Below are 25,576 nucleotides of genomic sequence, written 5' to 3'. Positions count from 1 at the left end.
CGTTTGGCAAGATTGCGAATTTTGTAGTAAATTTACGTTTACATTTCGCAAGAAATTTTATCTTTAACAGAAAATAATCAGTTCCGTAGTTCGCAACCTCGCCAAGCGCCGGAACGTTAGCAGACATTTTGACCAAAACACTTTTAAAAGATGATATATAATACACTTGGATTAATTTTTGACCTTTTTGGTGTCATATTACTATTCAGATTTGGAATTTTACCTGATAATCTATGGAATCATATTCTTATGGATAACGAAATGAGTGAAAAAGACGAAAAGCGTCATAAAATCTGGTCTAAAATTGCAATTTCCTTAATATTTATTGGGTTTACTTTACAGTTATTAGGTTCTTTACATCAACACATAAACAACAGGACTGATTCACAACAATCATTTAAAAATCTTAATTTAGGGAAAGAGAAAAATCAAACTAGTGGAATAACCGCAACACTAAAATTGAAATATGATAATAAAAAATTGTATTATCAATTAAAATTAAACGGATTAACCGATTCATATAAAGACATTTCAAATTTTGTGTTTAGCCTAGAAGACAAAGATGGATTTGAAATCAGTGAAATAACTGAAAAGAATAGTACGGACAATGTTAATTCTTCTAGATTATACATGAAGGACAGCTTGATTTTTACAATAAAAAATTCAATTCCATATTCAGAAAAAGATTATTCACAAATAAGAAAATGGAATTTAAAAATAACAAAATAAAACGTCTGCTAACAGCGGTTTGGCGCAATGGCTACATTATTTTTCTTTAGCCGGAAACTACTAAGTTCACTTTTTTGTTATATTTACAACTAAACAATCAGTACGCGCCACTGCGTCCAAGCCGCGGTGCGTTATGCGCAATTGCTGAAAAAACTCACTGAAACTATGAAAATTTATCTAGTTATTCTTTCCATTTGCTTATTCCAATTGTCATTTGGTCAGAAGACATTGAAAAAAAAAAGATTCTACAAAACTGGAATCAATCGTTGAAGTGAAAGCCATTTTTCCTGGTGGTGAAGAAATGTTTAAAAAGTATATAAGCAGTAACATACGATTACCTGAAATGAGTGACAAGGTTTCAGGAGAAATAAGAATGCAATTTACAGTCGGAATAGATGGTAACTTGACAGATATTAAACTTGTAAAAAATAATTTGGGAAATTTAGGGCAAGAAATAGCGATTGAAGCTACAAAAGTGTTAAAGTCATGTCCGAAATGGATACCAGCAAACAGAAATGGAATACCGATAAGTATGACTAGTGAAATTCCACTAAAAATTGGAATTGATTAACGGCTAATGCAACAGCGCATAACAGCGGTTTGGCGCAATGGCTACTTTATTTTTCTTTAGCCGGAAACTACTAAGTTCACTTTTTTGTTATATTTACAACTAAACAATCAATACGCGCCACTGCGTCCAAGCCGCGGCACGTTATATGCTAGTTGCACGGACCGCGATTTTCATTGGAAGTTTAGCAGAATATTGAAACTCGGAATTTCTTAAACGTTCTCGAAAATACTTAACTAAGAAACTAATCTTTTGGAGAAAATCTGCTGAAAAGTGAAACTTGAAAATGTCGCTCGAAAATCAAACCCGAAATCAGAAACTTGAAAATGTTGACGGAAAAATGTTGACGGAAAATCAAGCCTTAAAATCAAGTTTGAGTTGAAATCGTTCTTAGAAAAAAAAGCAGAAAATAGTAACCGAAAAAATGAAGTTACGCCGAAAAGAAACCGGCAAAGTTTGCGTGCTCAAGTTTGTGTGTGCAACTAGCTTATAACAGCGGTTTCGCGCAATTGCTTGTTTTTATTTTTACGTGTTCACGAAAAACGTTTATCTTTAACAGAAAATAATCAGTTCGCTGGATTCGCAACTGCGTCGAAGCCGCGGAACGTTAGCGGTAAGTTTAAACCACTCAAGAGTAGAAAATCTTATCGGCATATTAAAACAACTGAAATTCGATATGGAAAAATATGATGACTTAATTAAAAGTTTACTACTAACAATTGGTTCATCAAGTGTTCTTGTTTACATGTTGAGAAAAAAAATGTTTAGAAACTCTGGACAAGACTTATACAGTAAGTCTCTTGATTATAGAGTTATTATGATTCTAGTAACAGGAATTCTGTGTGGTATCATACTGACTGTTAAAGCGTGCAATAAACTTTGTTGAAAAAGTGATAAATAAAAAACCTACCGCTAACAGCGGTTTGCAGCAATGGCTGCATTCGATTTTCCGTAGCCGGAAAATCGAAAGTCGAACTTTTTGCTATCTTTACAACTAATCCGCTAATTGTCGCCACTGACTGCAAGCCGCGGAACGTTATAGGCTAGTGTTTCCCAAGTTTACTCAGAAGAAAATAAATTGAACAGCTGTTGAAAATGAATTTGAGCACATTTAAAAAAATCATACTAAAAATTGGCATTACAACAAGTATAATAACCTTGTTGTTAATTGTGTTTGCTTTTATTTATTTCTTTGCTAGTTTTTTAAATTTTCTCTGGCACTGGGATTAGCCAAAATATGTTGAAAAATAGAAATTGGAAAATATTGCGCAGAAAAAAACAGAAGATGTTGCAAATTCTGTTGCGAAAAACAGAAAATGGAATGTAATTAAACATAATGCGAAAAAGGTTAACTAAAATGCAACTCAAAACACCAGCCTATAACAGCCGTTTCTCGCAATTGCGAATTTTGTGGTAAGTTCACGTTCAGTTTTCGCAATAATATTTATCTTAGCAGAAAGTACGCAGTTCCGCACTTCGCAACTGACGAGAAGCGGCGGAACGTTGTACGCAATTGCGCGCCACACAAGCTGATAAATAGCCTTAAAATTTACTGGAAAAAGGAAAGAGTTAAGTAAGCGAAAATCGACAGATTTTAGCGCAAGCCTTGCAAATGGGATTTGCTGAAAATGAAATTTTCAAAGCGAAGCCGCTTGAAAGGCTTGCCAAAGTTATAAGAAAAAATTTATAAAGTCAAGTTTTGTAAATTTATAACTGACTTAACTCTAAAAAGTTGTCCAAAATTTTAAGGCTGAGATTTTATAAAACTGCGACTAGCCGACCAAAGAGGTTAGTAGCAATTTCCTAAAATCATTTATCAAGCTTGTGATGGCGGCAACTGTAAACTTTGCTTCTCATCTTAACAGATAAGAAGCAACAGCGTACAACAGCGGCTACGCAAAATGCCTGGTAAGGTATTTTGATAGACGCTAAGCGATTAATTGAAAATTAATTGCTAGTTTCGTGGAGCGGCGCAGCGAAGTCGGCACTTCGCGTAGCCGCGAAACGTTAGCTGAAAGCATATAATCTTACTAATGACATGTAAACTTAAAATAGAACATTTTAAAAAAATAAGTATATTGTTATTCATTACTTCACTAATACTAGAAGTCGATAACGTAAGAGGATGGCAATTATTGGTTTTTGGTTTTTTGGGAATGCTAAAAGGTAATGGAATTTGTTTTCTTTGGCTAGCCAATCCCTTTCTGGTTATGTCTTGGATATTTATACCTATGCGTGGAGTATCATTTCGTTTGAGTTTAATAGCAGTGATTTTAAGTATTTTGTTTTTTATAATAGAAGAATCATTTACTATCATAAAAATAAAGACTTATGGTTTTGGGTATATAGTTTGGGTTTTGAGTAGTTTTACCATGCTTTTAGGTAATATTTTATTAAAAAAAATGCCTTCAGCTAACAGCGGTTTGCAGCAATAGCTGCATTAGATTTTCCGTAGCCGGAAAATCTAATGTCGAACTTTTTGCTATCTTTACAACTAATCAATCAATACGCGCTACTGCTGCAAGCCGCGGAACGTTGTGAGCAATTTTTCAGAACCCGTAAAATTAGAAATAATGGCTAAAGATTTGACGCAAGAAGAAATTCAAGCTGGAACACAGAATGGAATTAAAAAATACGAACATCTCGATTTTTTAGGCAAATATGCAATGTATATGGGTGTTGCTCAACTATTAGAATTTGGGCTCAAAAAACTTCATGAAGAAAAGTATGGAAATACTTTAGAAGAAATGGAAAGATGGACACTTGGAAAGACAAAAGACAAACTTGCTGCAAAAGGTTTAAGACCAGACTTTATACATTTTCTTGAGAGCGTTGTAAAAAGTAGAAACTATATAGCCCATGAAATTCTTGCCAATTTTGCTTTAATGAGGTCTATTACAGACAATCTGGAAACGAGCCATTATTCCAAAGATGAAAGAATACTTGACAAAGCTATTTTAGAATTAGAGCAACTTATATTTCTCTTTGACTGGACAAACCAAAATAATGGTTGGTAAAAAAACTGCTCACAACAGCGGTTATCAGCTATAGCTGGTTTTTCTTGAGTTGTACCATTTTTTTTCACGTAAAAAGTTTACCTTAGCAGACAGTACGCAGTTCGTTGGCATCGCTACAGACTGATAGCCGCGAAACGTTGTAGGCAATTTTAAACCACATTCGCTTAAATGGAAGACATCCGAAAATTACTAAAGCCAAAAGCAAAGGAATTTCATACTGAAATTGCTGACTCAAATCCTGAAATCTTCAACATAAATTATGACTTATGGACATTGAAAATAACGTTAGGATTTAAAGATATAGACAGACCAATCTATGTCATATTTAAAAATGTAATCGGATTTAGAGTATTGGACGAAGGAAACCTTTTAGAGTTTTGGGATAAAGATACTAGAGTTCCAGGATGGATATGGAAAATTGAAAGTGGTGGTTGGTTTGAACTTGAAAAAATAAGAAGTGGATTTTTAGCGCAACATCATGGAGAAAATCATAATGAATACTTAGTTGCTGGAATCAATGATTGCGTGAGTGTGTTAGCGGAATCTGACCCGATAATTATTGACTCTGAATAAAAACTGCCTACAACAGCGGTTAGTAGCACTTGCTGGTTTTTCTTGAGTTGTACTTCTATTTTCACGTAAAAACTTTTACCTTAGCAGACAGTACGCAGTTCGTTGGATTCGCAAATGCAACTAGCCGCGAAACGTTATAGGCAATTATAAACAACCATCCATGAAACCTATTGTTTTTCTATCATTAATCATACTTATATCTTGCTCAAGAAAGAGTACCGAAATGGAAGATGCAAGTACTTTTAGTCAAGTGCATATTAACCCTAAAATAAAAAATGAAGAAGTTTTTGGATTGTTAGACTCTCAAAAGGAATACAATATGCTTGAAGACACGATACAAATGAAAACAAGTGCTGTTTTGTATTATTCAAAGCGAAAGGAAGATTTAGAAATCCCATATAGTTACTTATACTATAAATGTAGGGCGGAAATTATTAATGACACATTAGTCATTAGAATTGGCTCAACACAATATTTATCAGATCACGGCATTGAAATCAAATATAAAAATGGTAAATTTCAGTCATTACCATTTAGCACAAGTGATGTAACTGATTCTAGTGAACCAAAAAAAACTAAAGACGTTTTTCTTTTAAGAAATAGAAAATTAATTCTAGATAAACTTGATTACAAGAATGGAGATACGGTTTTTGGACGAATTCATACAGAAATTGAAGAAGCGGAAAAAAAGAAATGGCATAATAAATATTATACTTATGAATATTTTGCTGATGGATATTTTAAAACAAAAATTAGTGAATTATAACTGCCTATAACAGCGGTTTGGCGCAATGGCTGCTTTATTTTTCTTTAGCCGGAAACTACTAAGCTCACTTTTTTGCTATATTTACAACTAATCAATCAATACGCGCCACTGCGTCCAAGCCGCGGAACGTTAGCGGCAAGCTCACCAAAAATGCGTAAATTAGTAACTTAATCAAATAAAATATGAAATATTTAGTAAAGTTGATTTCGATAATTTACTGTTTAAATTGTTTTTCCCAAACCCCAAATCCTGATTTATTTCAGACTTGGTATTTATATGATTACTATTCAACGGACGATAATATACATCATCCAGTATCAGCAATAATTCCTTCAATATCTCCTAATGTTACATTTTCACAAACTTCAAACTTTAATGGAATAGGAGCATGTAATTCATTTGGAGGAACTTTCAGTTCTCCATTTAATGATGTTGTAGTATTTGACAGTTTTGCAGGTACTTTGCTTCTTTGTGGCTCTTCTGAACATACCTCGTTTGAAGGCGCCTTTTTTTCGCTTTTTCAATCTGGCGGACAGTATTATATCTCGGGAACAGGAAATAACATGAATCTGCGTATTTCGACTCCAATTTTTGTAAATTATGAATTTAGAAATTATCAACTTAATACGGAAAACTTTAGTTTAAATCAAATTGTGGTCTACCCTAACCCAGCCGAATCAAAGTTGTTTGTTGATTCTCGAAACAATTTGGTTGAAAAAATCGAAATCTTTAATTCACTTGGTGAAAGTGTCAAAACTATAAATGCTGGTTTTGAAGTTATTAACATTTCTGATTTTGCTTCAGGAGTTTATTTAATGAAAGTTTCATCTGAAGACAAAATAGTTACCAAAAAAATTATAAAAATATAATTGAGGTGAATAAACGATAAAGCCAGCCGCTAACAGCGGTTTGGCGCAATGGCTGCTTTATTTTTCTTTAGCCGGAAACTACTAAGTTCACTTTTTTGTTATATTTACAACTAATCAATGAATACGCGCCACTGCGTCCAAGCCGCGGCACGTTATGCAATATTAAACCTACCGAAACATGATAGAAGAAATTATAAAGAGTGTTCCGTATAAAGTGGGTGAACAAATTCTATACGAGTACAACAGAAGAATTAGCGACATAAATTATTTGGTGGCTGGAAAATTCAATTACTATACGCCATTGTCTAAAGATATAGAAACAATAAAAGTTCTGTTAGCGTTATCTATATTTTATAAACGAGTTCTAACAAATTTTGATTCCGCCAATAAATTTACTTCTCGTATTATAAACAGTAGCAATGCAACTGGTGTAAAGCTTGGAACTTATGAAATGGACTTGAGAGAAATTCGGAATCTGAATCGAATGGTTATAAGTTTTAGGCGAATTGCTTTCAAATATTCTATTTCAACAGAAATGTTTGAATATATAGAAACAAAAGAGTTTTTGAGAAAAGTTAAGAGCTATAAAAAATACTTAGAAGAAAATAAAGAAGATGGCGAATCCATTTAAAGACTTAGGAGAACTTCAAAGAGATATTGAAAGTTATCTAAGGACAAATAGAACGGCTATGTATAACAACTCAAAGAGAATAAGTGATTTTTTTGAGATGGCATGTTATAATAACATAGTTAGATTTTATGAAAATAACGGTTATGAAATTTCACTTCGAAATCTAAAAAGCAACAAATTTGTTTATAAAACTACAACTGCTGGAAATCCAGCAAATTATTCATATTTTGAAGTCAAACGTAAAATTGGGAATATTGATTTAATTTTTGAAATTAGACATAATATCAACGTTCAATCTTATCACGCGAATGATACGTTCACAACTCCAGATATATCCATAATTAAACCTAATTCTATTCTAATAGACACCACATTTTATACAAATGCCAGACGATATTTTTATATTAAAAACAGATCACTAATCTCTTTCTGTGAAGTCAAAAATTTTAATCCTTATCCAGAACTCTTATTTAGCTACATAGGTGTTGTAAACGAATTAAGACCATATTTATTAACTCAAAGAAGATTTGTCAATAATAAACATATTGCTTCTTCTTTAATGATTTCTGGAAAATCTAATTCTCATACTGACAGAATAATCGCAAACCTACAATCAAGATATCACATTAATATTCTTTGTGACTTATTTAATATTGGGGGCGTTACATTTGGAAGAAATTCATTCCGAAGAGTGAAGACGGTTTAACATCGCATAACAGCGGTTTGGCGCAATGGCTGCTTTATTTTTCTTTAGCCGGAAACTACTAAGTTCACTTTTTTGTTATATTTACAACTAATCAATCAATACGCGCCACTGCGTCCAAGCCGCGGCACGTTAGCGGTAACTTTAACGCCGGTTCAATAATCTAACGCAACTTTTAAAGAAATTTATAAGTTCGTTATTATGAAAAACTACAACCGAATTACACTCCAAGAACGTATTGAGATTGAAAAATTATTAGCACTTAATCTATCCTATTCTGCCATTGCACTTAAACTCGGAAGACATAAAAGTTCTATTGTCAGAGAAGTCAAAAAGTACCCTAAAAAACAATACCAAGCTTATTATGCTAACTTAAAATCCTACGCTAGGTCTATAGACCGAAGACTTGGTAAAAGCAAGATTCTTTTCAATCCAAAACTGCAAAAATTCGTTCATCAAAAACTCGCAATGTTTTGGTCACCTAACCAAATATCAGTAAGTTTAAAACGGCTATTCCCTAACGATAAAACTATGCAAGCTTCTCACGAAACAATCTATCTTTACATCTATCTGCACTCCAAAAAAGAGCTCAAAGAAATGCTCATTTCAGAGCTAAGACAAAAAAGAAAGCAAAGAGGAAATACACGTCGTGGAACCGACAAAAGAACAACTATTAAAGATCCTATCAGAATCGATGAACGCCCAGAGGAAGTACTCGGAAGAGAGATTCCGGGACACTGGGAAGGTGATTTAATTCTAGGTAAAAACCGCGAATCAGCCATAGGTACTTTAGTGGAAAGATCTACCAGAGCTGTCATCTTAGTACATCTTAAAAATAGAGATGCTAAGTCTGTTCGTAAAGCATTTGAAAAGGAATTTAAACAACTTCCGAAACTGATGAAAAAGTCGCTAACTTATGACAACGGAACCGAAATGGCCCAACATAAATTATTCACTAAAAACACCAAAGTCCAAGTCTATTTTACTCATCCTTATTCACCTTGGGAAAGACCAACTAACGAAAATACAAACGGACTTTTAAGAGATTATTTCCCTAAAGGAACCGATTTGTCAACTGTAACCAAAAAACGCCTTAAAAGCGTCCAAAATGAGCTCAATGAAAGACCCAGAAAGGTACTCGACTATCAAACACCTAAAGAAGTTTTTGATAAAATTATTTTAGAAAAATTATAACTATATTTGAATCAACTAGCGTTGCGCTAGAAACTTGAAACCGCCCAAAACAAACTCTAATCATTACAACTTGATGGAAGAAAATTTAATTCGAGATTCAATCAGAAAAGAAGAACTTCAGTTGGAATTCTTCGAGAAGGTTAAATACTTTAAAGTTCCATTGCTTTGTGTTTTTGTTAGTTTAGTTTCTTTCACTCAAGGTTTTCAAAATTTCTCAAATTTTAGTCTCAGTGAGATAACTACAAAAATTGGTTTTGTGTTTGTAATTTTAGGCATTATCTCATTTGTGATTAAATTGTATCGCTTAAAATTAATTTCAGTTGAATTTTCAGTTCCGAATGTCGCGGAAAGTGTAATGAAATTAGCCGTCGAAAGGAATTGGGAAACGGAATTAAGGAACGAGAAAGTGATAATCTTAAAAACTGTACCTATCAAAGGTTATGATGATTATATAGTTTATAACAGAAACGAAGGAGAGAAAATATACGTTTTTTTTAATGGAAAGAAAATACTTTTGAGGAGTATTGACAACTTAGACAATTTTGCTTTTAAAATTCAGAATGGAGAAAACTCAGCGAACGAAAAAGCAGTCATTAACAGAATAAAGCCAGCCGGTAACAGCGGTTTGAAGCAATAACTGGTTTATTTGTAAAAGGAAATTATTTCTTCACGAAAAAAATTTATCTTTAACGGAAAATAATCAGTTCGCTGGCTTCGTTACTGCTTCAAGCCGCGGCACGTTGTAGGCAATGTTCCAAAAACTGCTAAATAGAACAAAATGCAATCAAACATTAATCTCGCTGAATTTAGAAATCGGTTAAAGAATAACACCAAGATTGGGCATCCAAAATTGAAATTGAGTCCATTTGCGATGTTTTTAATGTTTGGAGATTCTTCGAAAATTTTTTATGGCCTTTTTGATGATCATAGCTTTAGCTTAACTTCAAATTTTAGAACTTCTCCAACCTATTTCATTCTCAGAGGAAGTTATAAAACTGAAAATGGAAAACTTAAGATTAAATATGATATTGCTCCAAGATATAAATATCAAATTTATTGGTGGATATTTGTACCGATTTTGGGTTTTATAGTTTTTAATTACTTATTACTATCTGGGAAAAACAAACCTGATTCCGAAGTTCCAATTATTGTGAATCTCTTTTTAATGTTTATGGTAATTTATGGATATTTAAGCATCACTTGGAAAAGAAAAAAATTAGAAAAAAACTTTATTGAAATTTTTGAAATAAAAAAGTAACTTTATATCAACACTGCCTACAACAGCGGTTAGTAGCACTTGCTGGTTTTTCTTGAGTTGTACTTCTATTTTCACGCAAAACTATTATCTTAGCAGACAGTACGCAGTTCGTTGGCTTCGCAAATGCAACTAGCCGCGAAACGTTAGCAGTAATTTTTCAGAAAAATCGCAGAAAGAATGAAACCAAATTTTCCAATTATAATAATATATAATGACGCGCTAGATTTAATTCCAGCTGAAGAAAATTTGTATCAAGCAAGTTTACTCGGAGTCCTTAATGGAAATTCAAATTCAAAAGCTTATGACAATGAAGGAAATATTTGGGAATTGAAATTAATTTCTGAAAAGGTTAAGGATAATTTTTTCACAAGGTTATTGGCGAATACAGTTTATAATCCTAAAATAAACGTCACGCCCGAATGGAAGCTTTTGGAGAAATACAAACTTGTTGAACTTAAAAGTTTTATAAAGAAATTAATCGAAAATGATAACGATTTTTATACACAATTTGTTGATGAAAAAATACTAAATGAACATATTGAAAATGCAAAAAGTTTGAAAGAAGTTTATGAAATCTTGCTTAAAAATGTTTTTGAATTTGAAGCAGAATAAAAAAACTACTGCTAACAGCGGTTTGGCGCAATGGCTACTTTATTTTTCTTTAGCCGGAAACTACTAAGTTCACTTTTTTACTATATTTACAACTAATCAATAAATACGCGCCACTGCGTCCAAGCCGCGGCACGTTAGCAGCAAGCGCAAAAAAATCTGCTTAAAACAACCACCAAACAAAGTGTAACCAATGGATGCAATAAACTCATTTTTCAGTAATATAAAAGATAAGCTCACAAATCCATTTTTTGGAACTTTAATACTCGTTTTAGTCATTCATCATTGGCAGTTATGGTATGCCATTTTGAACTTTGATGAAGATTTTACTCTAGTTGACAAATTAACATTTATCAAAAAATATATTTTAATAAACTTAACTTTCAGTTCTTTTATTTGGGATATCTGCCAAGCAATTTTTTTTATGTTTTTAGGTTACTTGGTAATTGTTGCAACTCGAAGTTTAGTTCTTTGGATTGAGTTTTCACTAATGCCATTAATAACTAAAAAAATAGTAAGTAAAAATGTGGTTAGAAAAAGTGAGTATGATGATGTTGTTAAAGAACGTGAACAATATTTTGACCAATATGAGGAACAACGTAAAAACGTAAGAACCTTTTCAAGAACTATTGATGAACAAACTGAACAAATAAAGCAAAAAGATCAAGATCTTCTGAATCAAAGTGAAACAATTAGTATAACAGTAAGGGAACTTGACATAACTAAGCAGAAACTAGAAAAGGCACAAAAGGAAAATGACGAAAAGTCTAATAAAATTACACAGTTAAATAGTTCATTAGAACAACTTCAAAAAAATTATGATTTCAAATTAGAAGCGTTAGAAAAGTATCAAAATCTATTTTTCGATGAAGAAAATAGACCATTTTATACATCTATTGAAAAATTCCCACCAGAAATTGTGAATAAAGTGAACGAATTAAAAGCGGAAAAGAAATGGGAAAGATTTTTATCATTAGGAAACTTTTTTGAACACGGCGGAAGTATTGGCGGTCAAGTATTAACTGAAATGATTGAAAAAGAAGTTGCGTTTGAAAGAGGAAGCCATGAAGATTTAACACCTGTAGGAAGAATAATTTGGCGTTACAGAAAAATATTTGGTGCCGAAATTTAATTATTATTAATAGGAAACGCCAGCTGCTAACAGCGGTTTCGCGCTATTGCTGGGTTGCTTAGTTACCTTGAGGTTTTTTCTTCACGAAAAAACTTTATCTTTATCAGAAAATAAGCAGTTCGCTGGATTCGCAACAGACGCAAAGCCGCGAAACGTTATGACACATTTACACATGAAAGTATTAACCATCACATTTTTTTTATTGACGCTCTTGAGTTTTAACTCAAGACAAGATTTAGAAAATGATAAATATCTTAATTATTTAACGGCGGCCAGAAATGCAGGCAGTACATATTCATTTAATTTAGTAATTAAATACAAAAATCTTAATTCTGGTATTGTTCGTGAAATTTGTGTAGAAAGTGATCAACTCATTTATGCAATATGTGATGAAAATAATTTACAATTTCCTGAAAACTCAGACAAAATTGACAGTATTGTAGTTAGTAAAAAAGACAGATATTTTGAATTCAAAGACACAGCAGCTATCAATCGGCTAACTTTTGAAGAATATTCAATTGAAGAATTTGAAGAGTTTAATCGTAAAGTTGATTTCAAAAAAGTGGTAAAAGAAATTAAACAGAAAAAGAAAGTTAATCCAACTGGAAATCCTAAAGCTCATCAAATGTATGCGCATGCTTTGTTTAACTTGGGAATATTAACAGGCCAAAATGACTGTATGGGCGGATGGACTTTAGACTATGTTGATAGAAACAATCCATATTAAAACGTGTCATAACAGCGGTTTGCAGCAATGGCTGCATTCGATTTTCCGTAGCCGGAAAATCGAAAGTCGAACTTTTTGCTATCTTTACAACTAATCCGCCAATTGTCGCCACTGACTGCAAGCCGCGGTACGTTAGCGGCAAGCCAAACTCACATTTAACTTAATCATATGAAAACTCAAATTTCAAAGAATAGGAAGATATTAAGAACGATACTATTAATACAACTCATTGTTACTTTTATTTTGTCTTTCTTTGATAATGAATTTACTCAAAACACTTATGTAAAGATTATTTATATAATTCTTAGTTTAGGGTTTTATGTTTGGTATTTGAAGTTTTACAAAGAATAATTACTGTTTTTAAGTAAAATTGTAGTTAATATACATGGCCAGCCGCTAACAGCGGTTTGCAGCAATGGCTGCACTCGATTTTCCGTAGCCGGAAAATCGAAAGTCGAACTTTTTGCTATCTTTACAACAATTCCGCTAATTGTCGCCACTGACTGCAAGCCGCGGAACGTTATGCAACACAAATGAACCCTGCTTAATTAGACTAATATAAATACAATGGGAAATTATAATTCAATAGACGATTTTGTTAGAATGTTAGATTCAGCCGGTTGGTTTTGGCAAGGATTAGTAGTTTCATTTGTTGCGTCGTTTCTTATTTGGTTAGGCAGAAAGTTCATTTCTATTGTCAAATATTTTTGGGTTAGTAGAACTGCTAATCAAGAAGAACAAATCGCCAAACATATTGTTCATAAATATCACATAAGTAGAAATGGAATGTATGATTTTATGTTTGGTTATTCTTATTCATTTCACAAAGCAATTAGAAACATACTTCCAGGTATTATTTCATTGATTTTTGGACATGCATTATATCTGATTTTCGATAAACTAGTTTTTGAATTAGTTGGATTTTATGTAGCTGTACAATATTTTATTAATGCATTAAGCTGGTTGAATCCTAAATGGGCTGAAAAAAAATTAGAAGATTTTGACTTTGAGTTAGTGAAAAAAGTAGCAGAAGAATTTGCCAAATATGACATTCATTCAAAAAATATTTTTGACAAAGAGCATAAAGAATAATTTGCGTCGCATAACAGCGGTTTCGCGCTATTGCTAGTTTTTCTTGGATTGAACTTCTTTCTTCACGAAAATATTTTATCTTAGCTGAAAGTACGCAGTTCGCTGGAATCGCAACAGACGCGAAGCCGCGAAACGTTAGCGCTAAGTGGACAAAAATCTGCATTAAATCATGTTCGGAATTTTTAAACAAAAACAAATAAAGATTGTAAATAAAGAAGAGTTAATTGAAACTTTGACTCGGATTTTGGAATTGTTAAGAGACAATGGATTCTCATATCAAGCAAATGCAATTAGAAAACCATTACAATATTTATACAGTGACGACGAAAAGAACTTTGTAAAGTATTTATTGACCAGTGATATTTGGGGTGGCTCAGGAGCAGCTTGGGAAGTTGGCGGACTGAAACCAAGAGAAGTTGAAAGAGAATTCGAAAAGAACTTTATAAAGTTAGCCGAATTGATGAAACAAACCGGAATTAAAAGCAGTAAAGCGGAAAGTGTTTCCGGATTTTTTAAAAGTAATATTGAAAAGGAAACTCAAAAAGCCACCTAGCGCTAACAGCGGTTTGCAGCAATGGCTGCACTCGATTTTCCGTAGCCGGAAAATCGAAAGTCGAACTTTTTGCTATCTTTACAACTAATCCGCTAATTGTCGCCACTGACTGCAAGCCGCGGAACGTTACCGGCAAGCTTGCCCCAAATCTGCAAACGAAATCTACAATGCTTAATAATATTGATTATGGAGATTGTAATTTTATTATTTGTAATTCTAGGCGGATGGGCATTTAAAAATTGGACTTTTGAAACAGCCAGAAAAGACCGTCGTGATTATTACAGAAATGTTTATTTAAAATCCGAAGCATGGCAGCGTAAACGATATGTAGTAATGAAAAGAGATAATTGGCGTTGTGTATATTGCGGCTCAAAAGCCACTCAAGTTCATCACAAAAGATATGCAAAATATAATATTGGGAAAGAGCCAATTGAATGGTTAGTGTCAATTTGTAATTCTTGTCATCAAGAAAAGCACAGATAATTTTAATATTATGGATAAAACAAGAACAATAGAAATATTGGAAGCGTTAGTGTCTGGACGATCTCCAAAAACTGGAGAAATAATCGGCGGATATAGTGTCTTAAATGAGCGAGACGTTATTAGAGCGCTCCAAATTGCAATAGATGAATTAAAAATTTCTAATGCTGGAAATGTTTCTGAAAAGAAACAACCAAAAGAAAAAAAACCAGAAAACACAGCATACAGAGAAATTGACTATTTCAAAAAAGAAAAGTTCAATAAAATGTCACCCGAATTAATAAATAGACTCAAAAAAAGGATAAACGATTTCGGGATTACCAAATCCGAAAATCTTTCCGAATATATAATAAACGCTAGAAAAAATTATCCGCGAGCCTATGAACCTTGGTCAGAACAAGAGACAGAACTTTTTGTAGAAGCCATAAAATTAACCAATGATATTGATTTGCTTTCAGAGTGTTTTCAACGTGGAAATGGATCAATTGAATCGTATGGTCAAAAAATAATGTACGAGAATCAGAATAACGGAAATTGAAAAGTAAAGCCAGCCGGTAACAGCGGTTTCGCGCAATAGCTCGTTAGCATTGCGCCGGAATCCTAACGGATTCCTGAAACCTTGTCTTCCGCATACTATTTTTTCTTAACTTGCCGCTACTGACGCGAAGCCGCGGAACGTTACCGGCAAGCTTAGCGCAGACTCAAGAATCTAACGCAATTTTTAAGACAAAAAATGACTTAAAATTGTGTTATGAAAACAGCTTACAAAAGACTAAATCAATACGACAGATTTGAGATTGAAAAACTCGTTGCTCTTGGTAAAAACAATATCCAAATCGCCTCTACTCTTTCGGTTCATCCTAGTACTGTTTCCAGAGAAAGAAACAGACTTAAAAAACAACCTTATAATGCTATAAAAGCATTAACTGATTCCGTGTATAAATCATTGGATAAAAGACTCGGAAAAACCAAAATTGACAACAATCCAAAACTCAAAAATTTTGTATATTCACATCTCAAATTACATTGGTCACCACAACAAATTTCCGACGCTCTAAAACAGTTTTACCCTTTCGATTCTTCAATGCAAATATCACACGAAAGCATCTATTTTCACATCTATGTTCAACCTAAAAAAGAGGTCGAAAAACTACTCATTTCACAACTCAGACAAAAGAGAAATTACAGAGGAAATGTACGTCGTGGAACCGATAAAAGAACAACAATTAAAGATCCTATTCGCATTGATGAAAGACCAGAAAATGTACTAACAAGAGAAGTGCCCGGACACTGGGAAGGCGACTTAATACTGGGGAAAAACAGAGAATCAGCTATCGGAACGCTCGTTGAAAGAACTTCCCGATTTTTAATAATGGTGCCACTTAAAAAGAAAGATGCAACATCGGTTAGAAAAGCTTTTGAAAAAGCATTTTCTAACATTCCAAAACACTTAAAATTATCGCTAACTTACGACAACGGAACTGAAATGGCGCAACACAAATTATTCACCAAAAACTCCAAAGTAAAAGTCTATTTTGCCCATCCGTATTCGCCTTGGGAAAGACCAACAAATGAAAACACAAACGGACTTATCAGAGACTATTTCCCAAAAGGAACTGACTTTAATTTACTCTCCAAAAAAGACATTCTGGAAGTACAAAATCAGCTCAACGAAAGACCTAGAAAGACACTAGAATATGAATCGCCTTTAAACACCATTTCCAGACTTTATATGACCCAAAATTTTATTTAAAGCAGTGACCCGTATTCAAAAAAATAACGTAGTTTTATTCTCGAATTTTGAAACCAAATCATTCAAAATTTGGTGCAAAAATGAGGGAAATAAAACGGTAAATTTAAAAACCCAAAAATTGCGCTAGAAACTTGAAACCGCCATCAGATGTCTACCAGTAAAAAACTTAAAAAAATAAAATTTCTATGAAAATTAAATTTATTCTGATTCTTTTCGTAACCTTTTCTTATTCTTCTTTCGCACAGCTTAAAAGCAATGAAAATGGCGGTCCTCCAACTATTTCAGAATTAATTGGATATTGGAAAAAAGTTGATTATCCTGCTGCCGAAAGAAAAAGCCAAGTAAATCCTTGGCCTCAGAAGTATCAATGGTTTGCTTTTTACGAAAATGGAAAAGTGTATTCAATGATGATGGATAGCGATGCAAATTTTACTCCAAAAGAATTAGATGAAATATTTAGTGCATTACCAAAAGAAGGGAATCCTGACTATAAATATAGAGGTGGGATTATGTTAATCACCAATAAGAAAATTGAAGATTATCGAGAAATTTGGGGAGTAAACATGTTCGCTAAAGATATAAATGAATACATGAAAAAAGGAAGACTAATGATGACTCTGGATGATGGAAATGGAAAAGTGGTTTATTACAGATTACTCGAGAAAATCAATTAAATTAACTGCACACAATAGCGGTTTGCAGCAATGGCTGCACTCGATTTTCCTAGCCGGACGAACTTTTTATTATCTTTACAATTAAATCAACTAATATGCGCTACTGCTACAGGCCGCGGCACGTTGTGTGTCATCTTGGAGAAACCCGTTATGAACAAGAAATTAAAAATGATTTATATACTACTGATTTTGACACTAACCTTTTCTTGTGTTGAAAAGAAATCAACAGAAAAAGAAACTAACAACCAAGAATTAGTAACGACTTCAAAAACCGACACCTTAAAATTTACTTCTGCAATACGTGCTGTCTTTCAGGACAGCAAAGGCAATTATTGGATTGGAAGTCATAAGGAAGGGGTCAGTTTTTATGATGGAAAATCATTTGAATACTTTACAACAAATGACGGTTTATCCGACAATCAAATCCGTTCCATCCAAGAAGACGAGTATGGAAGAATTTGGTTTGGAACAGCCAACGGAATAAGTGTATATCACGACAGGAAGTTTACGAATTATCCGTCTAAAAATAACAATCCACTATTGGATTGGCATAAAACCAAAGGAGATTTATGGTTTTATGCTTGGGAAGAAGACGGCATTAATCGTTTTGACGGAATACATATGAACTATTTGACTTTCCCAAAACCCAAAAATAAAAATCCTTATACATCTTATGGTGTTACGGGTATCTCAAAAGATAAAGACGGAAACGTTTGGATTGCCACTTATGCTGCACTATTCCGTTATGATGACAAAATGGTAACCCGCTTTGATGCTGAAAAATTAAACCTAAAGGATAATGAGCAATTGCATATAAGAAGTGTGTTAGCCGATTCAAAAGGACGAATTTGGATAGGAAATAATGGAATTGGCGTTTTGCTAATGGACGGGAATTCCATCATTAATTTTTCTGAAAAGCATCATTTAATTCACCCAACAAGCACAAGAAGAGGAGATCCTAAATCAGAACCCGGCACATTGAAACACTCTTTTGCTATTGAAGAAGATTCAGAAGGCCATATTTGGTTTGGAGATGTATATACAGGAGCATGGAAATATGACGGTAAAACGTTAACAAACTATTCCGTTAGCGACAACCCATCTAAACCAATGATTTGGACCATTTATAAAGACAACAAAAACAATTTGCTTTTTGGTATGGCAGATGGAACTGTATTTAAGTTTAACGGAAAGGCTTTTGAAAAGCAATTTTAGAAATACGAACGCACAACATCGGTTTGGCAATATGGCGGCTAAAGTGCTTCTATGAAACATTTATGCAGGGTTCAACGGCAGTAATTCTATTGAACTTTTGTGCTAAAAATCCGCCACATTCACCAAGCACGAAACCGTTACCGGCAAGTGTATGAACATTATCCTAAACAAAAAACCATGAAGCATATCGTTTTCATTTGTTTGCTCATCTTTTGCAATTCATTTGCTCAAAAAGCTAAAGATTTGGGGTGCGACGCTTTAATAAATTGCGTCAATTTTCCATGGCCGGAAAATCAAAAGTTGAACTTTTTGCTATCTTTATAACTAAAAATTAATACGCGCTACAACTACAAGCCTTAGAACGTTATACATCAGTTCCTCTGAGCAAACCCTAAACATCGAAAACTTTAAAGAATTAAAATATGAATAAACTGAAGTTTCTAATTCTATCCTTTTTCATCATAGCTTGTAATTCTAAAAATGAAACTTTTGAAGGAGATTTATTCTTCAAGTTCGTTGAATTTGGAAGTTTTTATGGCGCTGATGATAGTTCAATAAAGACCATTGAAATGAAAATGGACAGTATACGTTTGAATAAAAACGCGTCTGAGGAAGATTTAAAAGTAATTGCTTTTATCAATAAGCTAAAAAAAAATAATTTATTGAAATCGCCATGGATTAATTTAAAAGTAAAAGATTCGGTAATAAAAGTGTACTTAAGTCAAACAGATTACAAAAAACTTGAAAAATATAAGTATGAAGATCTTAAGCGGAGAAATAAGAAAATTAAACTAAAATTAGATGTAGAATTGAAAGATTCGGAATTATACTTTTGCAATAAGATTTTATCTATGGAAGAAGTTGACGGCAAAACTGACTTCAAAAAATAAACCGAACGCATGCCAGCGGTTTCGCGCTATTCCTGGTTTATCTTTTTACCTATTCACGAAAAAACGTTTATCTTTAACAGCTAATAAGAAGCTCGTTGGCTTCACCGCTGACTGCAAGCCAAGGCACATTATAGGGCATTAAAAAGCCAACTTACCAACAATGGATAAATATAAAGAAACATTCGAAACTTGGAACAAAATTGCTTCAATTTACCAAGACAAGTTCATGGCGTTTGACTTGTATAATGACACTTACGATTTTATTTGTAATTTCATAGACAAACCCAAAGCAAAAATTTTGGAAATCGGTTGCGGACCGGGTAACATCACTAAATATGTATTATCCAAAAGACCTGACTTTGATATTTTCGGAATAGATATAGCAAAGAATATGGTAGAGCTCGCAAGACAGAACAATCCGACTGCACATTTTGAGGTTATGGATTGCAGACAAATTAAAAATCTTGACACAAAGTTTGACGGAATAATTGGCGGATTTTGTTTGCCGTATTTGTCACAGACAGAGAGTAAAGAACTTATCGCTAACGCACACGACTTATTAAACGACAATGGCCTGATATATTTAAGTTTTGTTGAAGGAGAACCGGACAAATCCGAATTTAAAGTTGGTAGTGGCGGACGAGTTTATTTTAATTACTTTAAGCTAGAAGACATAAAAGCACTACTGAATGAATTTAGATTTGAAGAATTAAAAATATTTAAAGTAAAGTATAAAATTTCTGAAACTGAATTTGACATGCATACAATATTGACTGCAAAAAAGAAAAACACTCTATAACAACCATCCCCAACAAGGGCTGGTTTTTATTTTATGTGTTCTCAAAAAACGTTTATCTTTAACAGAAGATAAGTAGCTCGCTGGCTTCGTTACAGACTGATCGTCGCAAAACGTTACCGGCAATCTTAGATTACAAACGGTACAATCACAACTGATAAAGAGTTGCAAAGAGAAAAAAAATAAACTTGTAATTGAATGGCAAAAACTAAAACTACCTATACCGGTCAGAACATAACAGATTTTATAAATTCATATGTTGACAACGAACAAAAAAAACCGATAGTTACCAACTAATTGACTTATTAAAAAAATGGTCAGACTCCGAACCTAAAATGTGGGGGCCAAGTATAATCGGGTTTGGTAACTATCATTACAAATATGCAAGTGGACACGAAGGCGATGCACCAGTTCTTGCATTTTCGCCACGAAAAGCAGCTTTGACACTTTATGTTTACTCTGACACAGAGAAAAGCAAAGCACTATTGACTGACCTTGGAAAATTTAAAATGAGTAAAGCCTGTATTTATGTGAAAAAATTAGCGGATATCAACACTGATATATTAAGAGAAATTTGTATTGAATCAATAAAATATATCAGCGAAAATCACGAATGCTCTTGTAGAGTAAAAAACTAATAAGGACAATAAAAGACACAAACACTGCTGGTAACAGGAATGAGGTGCTGAAATCGGTTATTCAACACATCATCTTCATAAAAAAAAGGCTCAAATGCAAACCGCTCAAAAAACAATCATCATCTTAATCTTCTTAGCACTCAACCTACAGTGTTCGAATCCAAAGCCTATTGCTTTTAAGTCAAAAAAAGTATACCAAACCGAAAGCTTAGTGATTACGCAAATCAGTCCGTACACTTACATTCACACCTCATTCAAACAAACCGATGATTTTGGCTATGTTCCTTGCAACGGCCAGATTGTAATAGCCGATAATGAAGCGGTTATTTTAGATACCCCGACAAACAATAAAAACGCGGAAGAGTTAATCAACTGGGTGACTCAAAAACGAGACTGCACAATCAAAGCCGTTATTCCAACTCACTTTCATGACGATTGTCTGGGTGGTTTGGAGGCCTTCACTAAAAAGAGTATTCCGTCTTACGGAAACTACAAAACTATCGCCTTGGCTAAACAAAATAACCTTACCGTACCACAAAGCAGCTTTACGGATTCACTCATTGTAAATGCAGGAACTCAAAAAATAGAAGTGAAATTTTTCGGTGAAGGTCATACCAAAGATAACGTGATTGCTTATCTTCCATCCGAAAATATCATGTTCGGCGGTTGTTTAATAAAAGAATTAGGGGCCGGAAAAGGCTACACCGGTGACGCCAATTTAACCGAATGGTCATCAACGGTTCAGAAAATTAAGCGAGCCTATCCTGACGTTAAAATGATAATACCCGGTCATGGAAAATGGGGAAACAGCACACTATTAGATTACACCATAACGCTGTTTAAAACAACTCATTAATAAAAACTTCCCGACATTTAGTTTACAATTCACAACTATAAATTATCTTTATTCATACAAAAGCATATAACTCATCAAACCAACAAAAAATCGTATGACTTTTACCGTAGCAATCTCTCCCAATCGGGTTCCTTTTCAAAAAAACATTTGGGTATGGCTTTTCTTGATAGTTTTCAGCGTTATCTGGATTAGCACCTTTGTCGGAACCAACGATTACAACAATTGGATGCTGGAAAACACCTTAACCGTCCTCTTCTTTTTGTTTTTGCTGGTGAGTTATCGAAAATACCAATTCAGCGATTTGTCGTATTTGTTGATTACCGTTTATTTATGCCTGCATGTATACGGCTCCAAATACACCTATGCCGAAAACCCCTTTGGCTACTGGCTCAAAGATTATATGGGCTGGGAACGCAATCATTACGACCGCATCGTACATTTCAGTTTCGGATTCCTGCTGGCATATCCCATGCGGGAATTATTTCTCAAATGGGTACAATACCCGGCCAAAGTAGCGTGGGTCTTACCTATCGAAATTACACTGTCAATAAGTGCTTTTTACGAATTAATAGAATGGGCGGTCGCCGATATCTTCTTCAGAGCACAAGGCGATGCCTATTTGGGTACACAAGGTGATATTTGGGATGCACAAAAAGATATTTTTCTCGCGTTTCTCGGTGCTATTTTAGCTACAACCATGGTATCACTGCTGAAGCGCATTTTTAATTTACATGACAATAAGTAAATCGTTGCGCTTGAATTGTTGTGATTAAAAATCCTATTTTGTCTATTTCGTATCCCGTTCATCATGCATAATTCTTAAATTTTAAGCCCCAAAATTTACATCAGCCAAAAAAATAGCTTTAATTTGTGGTAAACAAACAACACTATGCTATTTGACCCTAACCTGCTTGAATCATCAGCGGTATACAAATTAATGACCGGGAGCATCATACCGCGTCCCATTGGCTGGATTGCTACTGTAAGCGAAGACGGCATCAACAACCTAGCCCCTTTTTCGTATTTCAATGCCGTCGGCGACGACCCGCCACATCTAATGTTTTCTGTCAACAGAGCCAATAATACCAACAAAGACACTTTAAATAATGTTTTAGCTACCAAACAGTTTGTAGTTAATATGGTTACCGAAAGCACGGTGGAACAAATGAATGCCACCGCACAAGGCGTTGCTTCCGAAGTAGACGAGTTTGAATTGGCCGGTGTTACGCCTATTCCATCGGTAAAAGTAAAACCCATGCGGGTTAAAGAAAGTCCGGTGCAATTTGAATGCGAACTGGTACACCACTACTTTTTAGAGGATCACAAAAATGGCGGCTCTTGTATCATTATTGGACGCATCGTCATGATGCATTTCGACGATACTATATTGCTGGATAATTACAAAATTAATTTAGAAACCTATAAGCCGGTGGCTCGGTTGGCCGGTGCCAACTATTCTAAATTGGGAGAATTATTTGCCATCAAACGTAACTAATCTCAGTACCTTAAAACCTTAGCCTCTCAGAACCTAATATAAAAATGAAAATAGCAGTTATAGGCGGCGGTCCGGGCGGACTCTACTTCTCCATCCTAACCAAAAAAGCGATGCCGCATTGCCAAATTGATGTGTACGAACGCAACAAACCCGACGATAGTTTTGGTTTTGGGGTGGTATTCTCCGATGAAACTTTAGGGGAATTTCTCAAACGCGATATGCAATCTTATGAACTTATCCGAAGTCAATTTGCCTATTGGGACGATATCATCGTAGCCCGCAACGGACAAGAAGTCAGCATAGCGGGTAACGGTTTTTGCGGTTGCTCCCGAAAAACATTGCTTAAACTCTTACACCAACGTTGCCGGGAAGAAGGTGTTACCTTGCATTTCGAACAAAATGTAGACGATATTCATCAATATCGTGACGCCGATATTATCCTCGCTTCCGATGGAATTGCCAGTGGTATCAGAACACAATATGAATCAGCATTCGGCACCAAAATCACGCTAAAGAAAAATCGTTTTGTATGGTTAGGATCGACCAAACCACTCGATGCCTTTACCTATTTTTTCCGAAGTACGCCACACGGCACCATTGTAGCCCATACGTACCAATACGAAGCCGGTATGAGTACCTGGATTTTTGAGTGTAGCAACGAGACGTGGCAAAAACACGGTTTTGAAGTCACTAACGAGGCCGATACGATTGCTAAACTTTCCGAAATTTTTAAAGACGAACTCGACGGACATCCGCTCATTACCAATAAATCGCATTGGCGTCAATTCCCGCATGTCACCAACGAAAAATGGTACCACAATAATATTGTTCTCTTGGGCGATGCCAAAGCCACTGCACACTACTCTATCGGATCGGGAACCAAACTGGCAATGGATTGTGCCATTGGATTATCCGATGCAGTCATTGCCCATCCGACTAACATACAAGCCGCTTTCGAGCAATACGACAAAACCCGACGCAATACGGTAGAAATGATACAACACGCGGCCCTGGTTTCGCTCGATTGGTTTGAACACATGGATAGGCACATGCAACATCCGTTTTATCAATTTGCCTTCGGCTGTATGACGCGTTCTAAAAAAGTTACTTTTGAAAATTTAAGATTACGCGATAAATCGTTTACAGATAAAGTATTGACAGAATTTCATCAGAACGCTGTCATCCCGAGCGCAGTCGAGGGACCGGCTGCGTTTACACCATTCCAATTACGCGATATAACCCTCCAAAACCGCATCGCCATGTCGGCCATGGGGCAATACTCGGCCACCGACGGTAAAGTTTCCGATTGGCATTTGGTGCACTACGGCAGTAGGGCTACCGGTGGTGTCGGACTCATCATGACTGAAATGACAGCAGTCTCCGAAACCGGACGCATTACTTTAGGTTGTGCCGGAATTTACACTCAGGAACAACTAGTTGACTGGAAAAAAATAACCGATTTCATTCATCAAAATACCCAAACCAAAATCGGAATACAACTAGGCCATTCCGGACGGAAAGGCGCCGTAAAAAAACCTTGGGAAGGCACCAACGAACCTATCGATTTACCTTGGGATTTACTGTCGGCCTCGCCTATCGCTTTTACTGATCTGATGCCGATTCCCAAAGAAATGACTTTGGAGGATATGAATGCGGTGACCGCTCAATTTGTGCAAGCTACTCACAATGCCGATAAAGCCGGTTTTGATCTCATCGAACTGCAAGCACATCACGGATTCTTGTTGGCTTCGTTCCTATCGCCGTTAACCAACATCCGAACCGACGAGTTTGGCGGTAGTATCGAAAACCGTTTGAAATTTCCGTTACGTGTTTTTACCGAAATGCGAAAAGTGTTTCCGGCACACAAACCCATGTCGGTTCGGATTTCTGCTTCCGATTGGGCAGAAAACGGGATTTCAGAAGAAGAAGTAATCACCGTTGCAACTGCATTTAAAAACGCCGGTGCCGATATCATCAACGTTTCTACCGGAAATACTGTAGCGTATCAAAAACCACAAATCGGGCGTATGTGGCAAACACCGTTCTCAGACGCGGTCCGAAACACCGTTCACATTCCAACGATTACAACCGGCTATATTCAAGATATTGATCAAATCAACACCATACTACTCAACGGCAGAGCCGATTTGGTAGCGTTGGGCCGACCGTTGTTAGCCGATGCTTATTTTGTTCGCAATGCCCAGGCATACGAACAATTTCAGGCTGCAGACCTGCCTAACCCCTACAAAGCCGGAAGTTCGCATTTGTATTCGCTGAAAGCCGCCGAAAGAAAGCAAACCGAAAGCATGAAGAAGGCCCTAAAACCCAAAAGCAATAAAAAAGAATAAACTCAGTTAC

29 protein-coding genes are annotated in these 25,576 nt (G+C 34.9%); all 29 read left to right on the top strand.

The window, feature by feature from the left end:
* Positions 1-150: 150 nt before the first annotated feature.
* The 29 genes from QHT84_RS05575 to QHT84_RS05435 all read left to right on the top strand — a co-directional run bounded on the left by QHT84_RS05575 (position 151) and on the right by QHT84_RS05435 (position 25,566).
* On the top strand, positions 151-729 hold the full coding sequence (locus QHT84_RS05575; RefSeq protein WP_283238565.1) for a hypothetical protein: 579 nt from the start codon (positions 151-153) through the stop codon (positions 727-729).
* Between the two features lie 271 nt (positions 730-1,000).
* Positions 1,001-1,300: an energy transducer TonB gene (locus QHT84_RS05570; protein WP_283238564.1), complete on the top strand. Its 300-nt coding sequence runs from the start codon at positions 1,001-1,003 to the stop codon at positions 1,298-1,300.
* Positions 1,301-3,375: 2,075 nt separating this feature from the next.
* Positions 3,376-3,732 carry a hypothetical protein gene (locus QHT84_RS05565; RefSeq protein ID WP_283238563.1) on the top strand — a complete coding sequence of 119 codons (357 nt, stop codon included), beginning with the start codon at positions 3,376-3,378 and terminating at the stop codon, positions 3,730-3,732.
* 138 nt (positions 3,733-3,870) lie between these two features.
* On the top strand, positions 3,871-4,314 hold the full coding sequence (locus QHT84_RS05560; protein ID WP_283238562.1) for a hypothetical protein: 444 nt from the start codon (positions 3,871-3,873) through the stop codon (positions 4,312-4,314).
* A 168-nt stretch (positions 4,315-4,482) separates the two neighbouring features.
* Positions 4,483-4,887 (top strand): hypothetical protein, encoded by a 405-nt coding sequence (locus QHT84_RS05555; RefSeq protein WP_283238561.1) that lies wholly within the window; start codon positions 4,483-4,485, stop codon positions 4,885-4,887.
* A 160-nt stretch (positions 4,888-5,047) separates the two neighbouring features.
* Entirely contained in the window at positions 5,048-5,653 is a 606-nt protein-coding gene (locus QHT84_RS05550; protein ID WP_283238560.1) for a hypothetical protein, read from the top strand.
* A 182-nt stretch (positions 5,654-5,835) separates the two neighbouring features.
* The gene (locus QHT84_RS05545) at positions 5,836-6,522 is read left to right on the top strand and encodes a T9SS type A sorting domain-containing protein (protein ID WP_283238559.1); all 687 of its coding nucleotides are present in this window, start codon (positions 5,836-5,838) and stop codon (positions 6,520-6,522) included.
* A gap of 178 nt (positions 6,523-6,700) precedes the next feature.
* Positions 6,701-7,153, top strand: a complete 453-nt coding sequence (locus tag QHT84_RS05540; protein WP_283238558.1) for a hypothetical protein — start codon at positions 6,701-6,703, stop codon at positions 7,151-7,153.
* Entirely contained in the window at positions 7,137-7,859 is a 723-nt protein-coding gene (locus QHT84_RS05535) for a hypothetical protein (protein ID WP_283238557.1), read from the top strand. Before QHT84_RS05540 ends, QHT84_RS05535 begins: the two co-directional genes overlap by 17 nt.
* Positions 7,860-8,057: 198 nt before the next feature.
* Complete coding sequence (locus QHT84_RS05530) at positions 8,058-9,050, top strand: IS30 family transposase (RefSeq protein WP_283238556.1); 993 nt, start codon at positions 8,058-8,060, stop codon at positions 9,048-9,050.
* A gap of 73 nt (positions 9,051-9,123) precedes the next feature.
* A complete protein-coding gene (locus QHT84_RS05525; RefSeq protein ID WP_283238555.1) occupies positions 9,124-9,687 on the top strand; it encodes a hypothetical protein in 564 nt (187 codons plus the stop codon).
* Positions 9,688-9,828: 141 nt separating this feature from the next.
* Positions 9,829-10,308, top strand: a complete 480-nt coding sequence (locus QHT84_RS05520) for a hypothetical protein (protein WP_283238554.1) — start codon at positions 9,829-9,831, stop codon at positions 10,306-10,308.
* A 177-nt stretch (positions 10,309-10,485) separates the two neighbouring features.
* Positions 10,486-10,920: a hypothetical protein gene (locus tag QHT84_RS05515; protein ID WP_283238553.1), complete on the top strand. Its 435-nt coding sequence runs from the start codon at positions 10,486-10,488 to the stop codon at positions 10,918-10,920.
* Between the two features lie 190 nt (positions 10,921-11,110).
* Positions 11,111-12,049, top strand: coding sequence for a hypothetical protein (locus tag QHT84_RS05510; RefSeq protein ID WP_283238552.1), 939 nt, complete (start codon positions 11,111-11,113; stop codon positions 12,047-12,049).
* A gap of 172 nt (positions 12,050-12,221) precedes the next feature.
* Complete coding sequence (locus QHT84_RS05505) at positions 12,222-12,776, top strand: hypothetical protein (RefSeq protein ID WP_283238551.1); 555 nt, start codon at positions 12,222-12,224, stop codon at positions 12,774-12,776.
* A 567-nt stretch (positions 12,777-13,343) separates the two neighbouring features.
* The gene (locus QHT84_RS05500) at positions 13,344-13,868 is read left to right on the top strand and encodes a hypothetical protein (RefSeq protein ID WP_283238550.1); all 525 of its coding nucleotides are present in this window, start codon (positions 13,344-13,346) and stop codon (positions 13,866-13,868) included.
* A gap of 169 nt (positions 13,869-14,037) precedes the next feature.
* Complete coding sequence (locus QHT84_RS05495) at positions 14,038-14,421, top strand: hypothetical protein (RefSeq protein WP_283238549.1); 384 nt, start codon at positions 14,038-14,040, stop codon at positions 14,419-14,421.
* Between the two features lie 186 nt (positions 14,422-14,607).
* The gene (locus QHT84_RS05490; protein WP_283238548.1) at positions 14,608-14,904 is read left to right on the top strand and encodes an HNH endonuclease; all 297 of its coding nucleotides are present in this window, start codon (positions 14,608-14,610) and stop codon (positions 14,902-14,904) included.
* A gap of 10 nt (positions 14,905-14,914) precedes the next feature.
* Entirely contained in the window at positions 14,915-15,439 is a 525-nt protein-coding gene (locus QHT84_RS05485) for a hypothetical protein (RefSeq protein WP_283238547.1), read from the top strand.
* Between the two features lie 213 nt (positions 15,440-15,652).
* Positions 15,653-16,654 carry an IS30 family transposase gene (locus QHT84_RS05480; RefSeq protein WP_283238546.1) on the top strand — a complete coding sequence of 334 codons (1,002 nt, stop codon included), beginning with the start codon at positions 15,653-15,655 and terminating at the stop codon, positions 16,652-16,654.
* A 185-nt stretch (positions 16,655-16,839) separates the two neighbouring features.
* Positions 16,840-17,328, top strand: a complete 489-nt coding sequence (locus QHT84_RS05475) for a hypothetical protein (protein ID WP_283238545.1) — start codon at positions 16,840-16,842, stop codon at positions 17,326-17,328.
* A gap of 150 nt (positions 17,329-17,478) precedes the next feature.
* Positions 17,479-18,543, top strand: coding sequence for a ligand-binding sensor domain-containing protein (locus tag QHT84_RS05470; protein WP_283238544.1), 1,065 nt, complete (start codon positions 17,479-17,481; stop codon positions 18,541-18,543).
* A 422-nt stretch (positions 18,544-18,965) separates the two neighbouring features.
* On the top strand, positions 18,966-19,433 hold the full coding sequence (locus tag QHT84_RS05465; protein ID WP_283238543.1) for a hypothetical protein: 468 nt from the start codon (positions 18,966-18,968) through the stop codon (positions 19,431-19,433).
* 160 nt (positions 19,434-19,593) lie between these two features.
* Entirely contained in the window at positions 19,594-20,232 is a 639-nt protein-coding gene (locus QHT84_RS05460) for a class I SAM-dependent methyltransferase (RefSeq protein WP_283238542.1), read from the top strand.
* A gap of 332 nt (positions 20,233-20,564) precedes the next feature.
* On the top strand, positions 20,565-20,867 hold the full coding sequence (locus QHT84_RS05455; protein WP_283238541.1) for a DUF1801 domain-containing protein: 303 nt from the start codon (positions 20,565-20,567) through the stop codon (positions 20,865-20,867).
* Positions 20,868-20,961: 94 nt separating this feature from the next.
* Positions 20,962-21,723, top strand: coding sequence for a subclass B1 metallo-beta-lactamase (gene bla, locus QHT84_RS05450; protein WP_283238540.1), 762 nt, complete (start codon positions 20,962-20,964; stop codon positions 21,721-21,723).
* A gap of 94 nt (positions 21,724-21,817) precedes the next feature.
* Positions 21,818-22,468: a DUF2238 domain-containing protein gene (locus tag QHT84_RS05445; RefSeq protein WP_283238539.1), complete on the top strand. Its 651-nt coding sequence runs from the start codon at positions 21,818-21,820 to the stop codon at positions 22,466-22,468.
* Positions 22,469-22,612: 144 nt separating this feature from the next.
* The gene (locus QHT84_RS05440; protein WP_283238538.1) at positions 22,613-23,218 is read left to right on the top strand and encodes a flavin reductase family protein; all 606 of its coding nucleotides are present in this window, start codon (positions 22,613-22,615) and stop codon (positions 23,216-23,218) included.
* Positions 23,219-23,262: 44 nt separating this feature from the next.
* Positions 23,263-25,566: an oxidoreductase gene (locus tag QHT84_RS05435; protein WP_283238537.1), complete on the top strand. Its 2,304-nt coding sequence runs from the start codon at positions 23,263-23,265 to the stop codon at positions 25,564-25,566.
* The last annotated feature ends 10 nt before the right edge of the window (positions 25,567-25,576 follow it).

Origin of the sequence: Flavobacterium sedimenticola (assembly GCF_030053345.1) — a bacterium.
GTDB classification, from domain to species: domain Bacteria; phylum Bacteroidota; class Bacteroidia; order Flavobacteriales; family Flavobacteriaceae; genus Flavobacterium; species Flavobacterium sedimenticola.
The sequence above is the reverse complement of the archived record's forward strand: the minus strand, read 5'-3'. Positions and strand labels throughout refer to the sequence as shown.